This window comes from uncultured Phenylobacterium sp. (assembly GCF_902826855.1).
Taxonomy (GTDB): domain Bacteria; phylum Pseudomonadota; class Alphaproteobacteria; order Caulobacterales; family Caulobacteraceae; genus Phenylobacterium.
On record NZ_CADEGK010000198.1, the window covers coordinates 1 to 8,200 of the forward strand.

Below are 8,200 nucleotides of genomic sequence, written 5' to 3' on the forward strand. Positions count from 1 at the left end.
TCGCCTGGTGGGTGGGGTGCCAGCAGCTGGGCCTGCGCCCGCCGCATCCGCAGTTCTACATGTGGGTGATCATCGTGGGCTATGTGGTCCAGCGGATCTTCGAGGGTGTGTTCATGCGCCGCTACGGCTTCCACGTGCACTCATGGCGTCGCTTCGACAGCTGGTTCCGGCTGATCACCGCCCGGCGCAACCCGAACCTTCTGATCCTCACGCCGGCATGGATCATCGGCTTGCCTCACATGGGCTTCTACGTCGTGGCCTGGTGGACCGCGATCAGCCTGGCGGTGCACGCCGGCCAGTTCCTGCAGGCCTTCGCGACCCCCAGGGCTCGCATGGTGTCCTGGCTGTCGCGGTGATCCGCGCGGGCGTCATCTGGAACCAGCGCAGCCATCGCAACCGGGGCGGCCGGCCCGCGCCCCTGCCGGATGACGTGCTGGGCATCGTGCCGGAACAGGAGAGTGAGCTGTTCGCGGGGTTGCGCCGGCTGGCCGCAGAGGGCGTGGACCTTGTGGTGATCGACGGCGGCGACGGTACGGTGCGCGAGGTGCTGACCCGGTTGCCGGAGGCGTACGGCGGCCGCTTCCCGCGCTTGGCGATCCTGCCCAACGGCAAGACCAACGCGCTGGCGCTGGACCTCGGCGTGCCCCTGGGATCCTCGCTGGAGCAGGTCCTGGCCGCAGCGCGGGCCGGCAAGCGGCCGAAAGGACGTCATTGCCTGGAGGTGGTGCGTCCGGGCCAGGCGCTGCCTGAGCGGCGGGGCTTCCTTTTCGGCCTAGGCGCGTTCGTGCGCGGCACCGAGCTCGCCCAGAAGAACCACGCCCGCGGCTTCTTCGACAACGCCGCCATCGGCGTGACCCTGGCCGGCGCCGCCGCGCGAACGCTCTTCGGCGGCGCCGACGAGCCGTGGCGGCGCGGGGAAGGCGCGGAGCTCTCCTTTGCAGGCGCGGCGCGACCTTGGTTCCTGGTCCTGGCCTCGACCCTGAAACGGTTCCCGCTTGGCCTGAAGCCGTTCGGCGAGCCGCATGAGGGTCTGAAGGTGCTCTCCATCGAGGCCCCACCGCGACGGCTCGTGGCGGCCGTCCCCGCCATCCTGCAGGGGCGCGCGCCGCCGTGGCTGGCGAGCTGCGGCTATCGGCGCGATGATCTGGCGGCCTTCGATCTGACCTTCGCCGGCGACTTCGTTCTGGATGGCGAGATTTTCGACGGCGGAACCATGTCCCTGCGCCAGGGCCCGGAACTGGAGTTCGTTATCCCGTGAGCGAGGCGCTGACCGACCGTATCGCCGCCGAGCTCGCGGCTCCGGCGCCGGCCGCTGTGCGGGCTCTGGCGGCCGCGCTGGTCGACCCCGCCCGGGACGTGGCTGTACTCTACTACGGCTCTACGCTCAGGACCGGCGACCTCTCCGGCGTGCTGGACTTCTATCGCCTGACCGTTCGACCGCATCGTACGGGCCTCCAGGGACTCGTTGAGCGGCTGCTATGGCCGGAGGTCAGCTATCATGAGGTCGCCGTCGAGGGTGCGACGCTGCGGGCGAAGGTGGCGACCCTGCCGTTGGCCACCTTCCGTCGTGCAGCGGAGGGCCGGACGCCCGACGTGTCGGTGTGGGCGCGGTTCGTGCAGCCGTCGCAGCTGGTGTGGAGCGCAGGCCCCGAGGCCGGGCGAGCGGCGGCGGCGGCCTGCGCCGCAGCGGTGGTCTCGGCTGCGCGCTATGCCGCGAGGCTCGGGCCGGACGAAGGCCCCGCGAGCGCCTTCTGGCTCGCCCTGTTCCGCAGGACCTACGCGGCCGAATTCCGGATGGAGACGACAGACCGGGCCGAGACGCTGCTGACCGGCGACGGCGGCCGCTATGCCGAATTGCTGCCATTGGCCTGGCGCGCGGGCGGGGTGGCGTTCGAGGTAGCGGCGGGGAACCTACTGCCTGTGAAGCGCGGTCTGCCCGGCTGGACGGCGCCGAACCTGATGGGCAAGCCGCTGAACGTGGCGCGTATCCTGAAGGCGGCCTTCACCTTCGACGGCGCGGCGCGCTATGCGGCGTACAAGATCCATCGGCACACCGGCGTCGACATCGCGGTTACACCGTTCCGCGAACGCCATCCATTCCTGGCGGCGCCCGGCGCATGGCTGGAACTGAAGCGACGTCAGGCGGAAGCGCGGCGAGGCCGCTTGAGCAGCCCGAATTCCTGACCGAGCTGCTCGAAGGCCTGCAGCACTGTGTCGATCTGCGCGGACGTATGCGCGGCGCTGACGCTGGAGCGCAGCAGCGACCGGTTATCCGGCGTGGCGGGCGGGATCGCCAGGTTCAGGTAGATGCCGTTCTGCAGGAGCGCGTTCCACATGGTCACGGCCATCGCCTGGTCGGGCATGACCACCGCCGTGATCGGGCTGGCGTGCGGGCCGACCGCATAGCCCATATCGCGCAGGCCCTCGTAGAGCTGGTCCGCGTTGGCCGCGAGCTTGGTGCGCAGACTGGAGTCCTGCTCGAGCCGCGTCAGCGCCGTCAGCGTCGAAGCGATCACCGCCGGGGGCAGGGAGGCGGTGAACATGTATGGCCGGCTGACGATGCGCAGCAGGTCGAAGTGGTCTTCATCGGAGACCAGGAAGCCGCCGACCGCGCCCAGGCTCTTGGAGAAGGTCCCGACGATGAAGTCGACGTCGGCTTCGACATCGCACATCTCCGCAAGGCCGCGGCCCTTGTCGCCGAGCACGCCCATCGAGTGCGCCTCGTCCACCAGGAGGTAGGCGCCGGCCTCTTTCTTGACCTCGACGAACTCCTTCAGCGGGGCGACGTCGCCCATCATCGAGTAGATGCCCTCGACGACGATCAGGCTGCCTTTGGCGGCGTCGCCCATACGCCGCAGGCGCTTGGCGAGGTCCTCGGGGTCGTTGTGGCGGAAGCGGATGACCTCGGCGCCGGAGAGCTTGGCGGCGTCATAGATCGAGGCGTGGCTGTCGGCGTCCAGGATCAGGTGGTCGCCGCGGCCGACGAGGCCGGAGATGCCGCCCAGGTTGGCCTGGTAGCCGGTGGTGAAGACCATCGCATGCTTGCGGCCGTAGAACTTGGCGAGGGCTGTCTCCAGCGCCGCGTGGCCGGCGAAGGTGCCATTGGCGAATCGCGACCCGGTGGTCCCGGTGCCCCACTTGCGCACCGCCTCGGCCGAGGCCTCGATGCAATCAGGGTCGAAGGTCAGGCCCAGATAGTTGTTGGTGCCAAGAAGGATGACCTTCTTGCCGTCCAGGGTACCCTCGGTGGGGGACAGGATGGCGTCGAATCGGACGTTGGAGGGATCGGCGCCTGCAGCGCGGATGCCATCCAACGGGGCGCGATAGCCCAGGTGCTTGTCGAGCAGCCCCATCGTTAAGCCTTCACCCGCAGCTTGTTGATCAGATCGGAGAGATCGCCGACCGTCTGCACCGTCGCCAGACGATCAAGGGGGATTGAGAGATCGAATCGATCCTCAAGCTCCATTACGATGTTCATGAGTGCAAGCGAATCTACAGCGAGGTCGCGTGCAATGTCGGTGTCGTGCGTGACCTGGACGCTCCGGCCAAGGACCGTCTCAGCCGCTCGCGCGACTTCACGGACGGTCAAATCCGTCGCCAGTTCCACCATGCTTGAGCCCCCCATCGGCTCGCTACACTCACGCCAAATCGGGTAACTAACCGTGTCCGGCCGGTTTTTCTACCTTGGGTTCGCCCGCCGGTCACAAAACCGCAGCTATTGTTTCATCCATGCCGCACTGCGGTACCAGGCAACTGTGGCGGAAAAACCGCTGCGGAGGTCATGGCGCGCGCCCGGTAAACCTTGCGGCTGTTCCTCCGGCGAGACGGCCCAATCCGGATGCAACAACTCGCGCGCCTTAGCTGAGCTCAGCATCGGCGTGGCGCCCAGCAGCACTGTGAAATCATTTGTGATTCCGATGGCGTGGATCAGCAGCTTCGGAACTGCCGCCAACCGGGGCGTCCGGCCGCACGCCCGCGCCGCCTCGGCCATCAGCTCGCGCCAGGCGTAGCCATCCGCGCGTGCATCGCAGAGCGCCTGCACCACCCCTTGGGACGGCGCCGCAGCAAGGGCCGCGACCTGCGCCGCAGCGTCCTCGACGTGGATCATCGCTACCCGAGCCGATTCTCCCATCAGGGGAAGAATGGGACTGCGCGCGGCCGCCTGGAACACGGGCAGCAGCTCGCGGTCTCCGGGCCCGTAGATCGCGCACGGCCGGGCGACGGTGAGTCGCGGCCCCAGGACGCTCCGCATGGCCTCCTCGCCCGCCCGCTTGCTGGCGGAATAGTGCGAGAGTTCCGGTTCGCGGGCGGTCAGGCTGGAGATCAGGACAACATGCCGCGCCTCGCGAGCCGCCACGGCGACGCGGCGGGCGCCCTCCACGTTCACCGAATCGAATTCCGCCCGGGTTCTCGCCTTGACGAGGCCGGCGCCGTGGATGACCACGTCCGCCCCCGCGCAAAGCCGACCGAGGGCAACCTCGTCGGCGACATCGCCGGGTATCACCTCGGGCGCCACGTCGCGCCAAAGGGGGTCGATCGGGTCGCGGCGGGCGAGGATTCGTACGCGCCAGCCGTCTGCGGCAAGGGCGCGGACCACCTGGCGACCCAGGAATCCGGTCGCCCCGGTGACCGCCGCCAAGCGGGCGCCCGTCGGGCCGCCGCTCAGGCCGGCTCCTCCTGCCTGAAGGCACCGGCCAGGAACAGCGCACGGGCCTTGGAGCGGCTGAGCTTGCCGGATGAGGTCTGCGGCAGGGCATTGTGGCCCACCAGCTCCACCTGCGCTTCGACGCCGTGACGGGCGCGGAGAAGGGCGGCGACATCCTCCGTGAGCCCGCGGCGCACCTGCGGATCGCTGGAGCGGGACTGCACCAGCACCACCAGCTGCTCGCCCTCGTCGCGGTCGACGGAGAAAGCCGCAACGTCACCGCTGCGCAGTTTCTCGATCTCGGATTCTGCCGACCATTCAAGATCCTGCGGCCAGACGTTGCGACCGTTGAGGAGGATCAGGTCCTTGGCCCGGCCGGTGGGCACGACTTGTCCGTCGACCAGGTAGCCGAGGTCCCCGGTGTCCAGCCATCCGTCACGACCCAGCACCGCCGCCGTCGCCCGCGGATCGCCGTAATACTCGCGCATCAGGCTGGGCCCGCGCACGAAGATGCGCCCGACACGCCGCTCCGGCAGCACCGCGCCGGCCTCGTCGCGCACGTCCAGTTCATGGCCCGGCAATACCGCTCCACAACGCACGAAGGCCCGGGACCGCACGCCGGCGCCCTCGACGACACCGCCATCCTTCTCCAGCCGGTCGACATCGATGGTGTCGAAGATGAGCCCCTTGCCAAGTGGCGCCATCGAAAGCCCCAGCGTCGCTTCGGCCATGCCGTAGCTGGCCACGAAGGCGGTGGCCTTGAATCCGGCCTGGGCGTAGCGCTCGGCAAAGGCGAGCAGTGGGGCGGGGCGCACCATGTCGCCGCCGCAGCCGGCCACGCGCCATTGCGACAGGTCCAGGCCCTCGCGGGAGCCGTCCCCGCGGCGGGCGCACAGTTCGTAGCCGAAGCTGGGGCTGTAGGAGATGGTGCCGCCGTTCTTGGAGATGAGATCGAGCCAGAGCAGGGGGCGACGCACGAAGGCGCCGGTCGGCATCAGGTCGATGGACATCTGCACCGACAGCGGCATCAGCAGGAATCCGACCAGCCCCATGTCATGGTAGAGCGGCAGCCACGAGACCGCCCGGTCAGCCGCCGTCGTGCATAGGCCGCCGCTGGTGGAGGCCAGGGCGTTGGCCATCAGGGCGCGGTGGGTGCAGAGCACCCCGGTCGGATTGCGGGTGCTGCCCGAGGAGAACTGTACGTAGCAGGCGTCGTCCGGGGCCGGCGCGGGCAGTTCGGCGGAGGTGGCCTGCGGCAGGTCCGCAACCTGCCCGCAGATTCGCACGCCATTGGCGTCGGCGGCCGCCTGCAACCAGGGCAACAGGCTTTCTGGCCCGAACACGGCGGCGGCCTTGGCCGAGCCCAGCATGCGGCCGACTTGTTCGACGTAGGCGTCGCGGCCGCCGAGAGGAGCCGGCAGGGGCAGGGGCGCGGGGATCAGCCTGGCGTACTGGCAGGCAAAGAAGGCGGTGACGAAGTCGGCGTCGGTTTCGGCCACCAGACCTACGCGGTCGAGGGGTTTCAGGCCGCTGGCCAGCAGGCGCGCGGCCAGGGCGCGGGCGCGCGTGCGCAATTCCGCATACGGCATGGCCTCGATGAGCTCGCCGCGCAGGCCGTAGAGATTGACGCCGGTCGGCCCCGCGGCGGCGAAGTCCAGCGCCTCGGTAAGGGTCGCAAAGCCGCCCGGATGGTAGCGGCGGTCAGGAGCGGTTGGTGTCGGAGTCAAACTTCGCCTTCCAGTCGTTCAGCGGTTGCGGGCGGCGGCGCGGGCGCCACCGGCCGATTCCCGTTCTCTTTCAGGATGAACCACAACATGCCCAGGGCAAGGGCGCCGGCCGCGGCCACCAGGCCCGCGCCCGCGCCTATAAGGCCGAACGCGGTCACGAGCCAAGGCAGTATGCCGAGGAAGAGGGCTCCCACCGCCAATCTGACCCGCACCGCAAGGCCGGGCTTGCCCAGCGAGATCAGCATCGGCTCCAGCGGCAGGGCCAGGATGCCGATGACCGCCGCGCCCACCTGCCAGGTCATCACCACCGCGGCCGGCGCGAACCCCGCGCCCATGACCGAGGCGAGGATCGGCGGGCCCGCGAAGATGCTGACGGCCAGGAGGACCGCGCCGAGACCTCCGCCCAGGAGCCCCACCTGAGTCGCTAGGCGCCACATGGCGGCATAACGATGTTCGGAGCGCAGCCGCGCCAGTTCCGGATACAGCGCGGGGGTCAGCAGCTTGGCGGGCTTGGCGATGGCGTCAGCCACCTGTCGCCCGACGCGCCAGAACGCAGCCTGCGCCGGCCCCACCAGGGCCCCGACGATCAGGGTCGCGGCGTGAGTGAAGGCCACCTCCAGGGTGGTTGTCAGGTTGGTGTTCCAGGCGAAGCGCCAGACGCCGGGCATGCCTGCGCTCAGGGAACCGCGCCACGAGAAGTCGTCCAGCAGCTTGCGCCGGCGAAGCTCGCCCAGCGCCGCGCCGGCGAGATAGAGCCAGCTTCCGACGGTGCCGACGGCGAAGGCGATCATGAAGCCTGTGAGGTTCGGCATCCACAGCCACGCCCCGACGCTGGCCACCATGCGCAGGAGGGCGATCAGGGCGGCCTGGCGGGCCATGACGTCGAACCGGTCGAAGATGCGCAGCAGGCCCACCGGGGTGGCCGAGACCATGAAGGCGATGGTCAGCATGAACAGCGCCGCCCCGGGCGCCTCTTCGGCCGTCCAACCGAGATGACCGGCGAACAGGAAGCAGCCCGCAATTCCCACGACGATCCCCAGCACCGTCGATGCGAGGTCCAGCACCAGGGTGAAGCGCAGCACCTGCTGGAAGGGTCGCACCTGCCCGGCGTCCAGCGGCTGGGAGCCGTAGTGGATGATCGTCTGCCAGGACTGGAACTTCACCACGTCGCCCAGGAACTGCGCGAAGGCCTGAATCAGCACCAGGACGCCCAGTTCGCGCACGCCCAGCGCCCGCGCGGCGATCGCCATGTAGCCCAGGCTCAAGACCGCATTGACGAGCCGGCCGCCCAGCAGCATGCCCGCATTGGTCACGACCCGTTTCAGGATCGGCCGCACGCCGGCAATCAGCTCCGCCTGGGATGCGCTCATGCGCCTGAAACTACCCTAACGCTGTGACAACCGCCCACCCGCGGCGCGCCTGACTACCCCCTATCACGCTCCCGCGCCAAGCTCTGTGCGGCGCTCCGGCGCGGGTCCCACAAGGGCAAGGCGAATCCGACCCGGGTGAGGTGAGCGCCGCTCTTGAGGTCGAACAGGCAGCCCAACCGCAGCTCGATGGCCGGCTTTTCCAACTCGGTGCTCAGGGTCGCGCCGGCGAAGTGCTCGCGCTCGCCGCCGAAACCGCCGCCGCCTCCGCCCTCCACCGCAGCCGCCCATCGCAACCCGAGGGTCCGCTGCACGCGCCACGCGTAGACGAGGCTCGCCTCACGGCTCTCCTGCTCGAGCCCGAGGTTCCCGTCGACGCGCCAGGCGCCCGCCTCGTGGCTGCCGAACAGGAACACCTCGCCGCGGAGTTCGCCGTGTGAGGGGTCGACACCGGCCTCCGC

Annotated in this window: 8 protein-coding genes and 1 pseudogene; 3 read left to right on the forward strand and 6 right to left on the reverse strand. The window is 69.5% G+C overall.

Annotated elements, in window-relative coordinates:
* From QZV94_RS20390 to QZV94_RS20400, 3 genes and pseudogenes are all read left to right on the forward strand, one after another.
* Window positions 1-356: pseudogene (locus QZV94_RS20390) on the forward strand (CDP-alcohol phosphatidyltransferase family protein); the annotation flags it as partial.
* The gene (locus QZV94_RS20395) at window positions 353-1,258 is read left to right on the forward strand and encodes a diacylglycerol kinase family protein (RefSeq protein WP_293681182.1); all 906 of its coding nucleotides are present in this window, start codon (window positions 353-355) and stop codon (window positions 1,256-1,258) included. The pseudogene QZV94_RS20390 and the gene QZV94_RS20395, both read left to right, overlap by 4 nt.
* Window positions 1,255-2,184 carry a hypothetical protein gene (locus QZV94_RS20400; RefSeq protein ID WP_293681185.1) on the forward strand — a complete coding sequence of 310 codons (930 nt, stop codon included), beginning with the start codon at window positions 1,255-1,257 and terminating at the stop codon, window positions 2,182-2,184. Before QZV94_RS20395 ends, QZV94_RS20400 begins: the two co-directional genes overlap by 4 nt.
* Here the strand turns inward: QZV94_RS20400 and QZV94_RS20405 are convergent.
* From QZV94_RS20405 to QZV94_RS20430, 6 genes are all read right to left on the reverse strand, one after another.
* Window positions 2,139-3,353 carry an aminotransferase class I/II-fold pyridoxal phosphate-dependent enzyme gene (locus QZV94_RS20405; protein WP_293681188.1) on the reverse strand — a complete coding sequence of 405 codons (1,215 nt, stop codon included), beginning with the start codon at window positions 3,351-3,353 and terminating at the stop codon, window positions 2,139-2,141. The two genes, QZV94_RS20400 and QZV94_RS20405, sit on opposite strands and share 46 nt — an antisense overlap.
* Before the next feature lie 2 nt (window positions 3,354-3,355).
* On the reverse strand, window positions 3,356-3,607 hold the full coding sequence (locus QZV94_RS20410; RefSeq protein ID WP_293681199.1) for an acyl carrier protein: 252 nt from the start codon (window positions 3,605-3,607) through the stop codon (window positions 3,356-3,358).
* 108 nt (window positions 3,608-3,715) lie between these two features.
* Window positions 3,716-4,639 (reverse strand): NAD-dependent epimerase/dehydratase family protein, encoded by a 924-nt coding sequence (locus tag QZV94_RS20415; protein ID WP_367254974.1) that lies wholly within the window; start codon window positions 4,637-4,639, stop codon window positions 3,716-3,718.
* Window positions 4,640-4,662: 23 nt separating this feature from the next.
* Entirely contained in the window at window positions 4,663-6,372 is a 1,710-nt protein-coding gene (locus tag QZV94_RS20420; protein ID WP_293681191.1) for a fatty acyl-AMP ligase, read from the reverse strand.
* The gene (locus QZV94_RS20425; RefSeq protein WP_293681194.1) at window positions 6,369-7,742 is read right to left on the reverse strand and encodes a lipopolysaccharide biosynthesis protein; all 1,374 of its coding nucleotides are present in this window, start codon (window positions 7,740-7,742) and stop codon (window positions 6,369-6,371) included. Before QZV94_RS20425 ends, QZV94_RS20420 begins: the two co-directional genes overlap by 4 nt.
* A gap of 53 nt (window positions 7,743-7,795) precedes the next feature.
* Window positions 7,796-8,200, reverse strand: a 405-nt coding sequence (locus QZV94_RS20430; RefSeq protein ID WP_293681197.1) for a hypothetical protein, incomplete at its 5' end; no start/stop codon positions are given.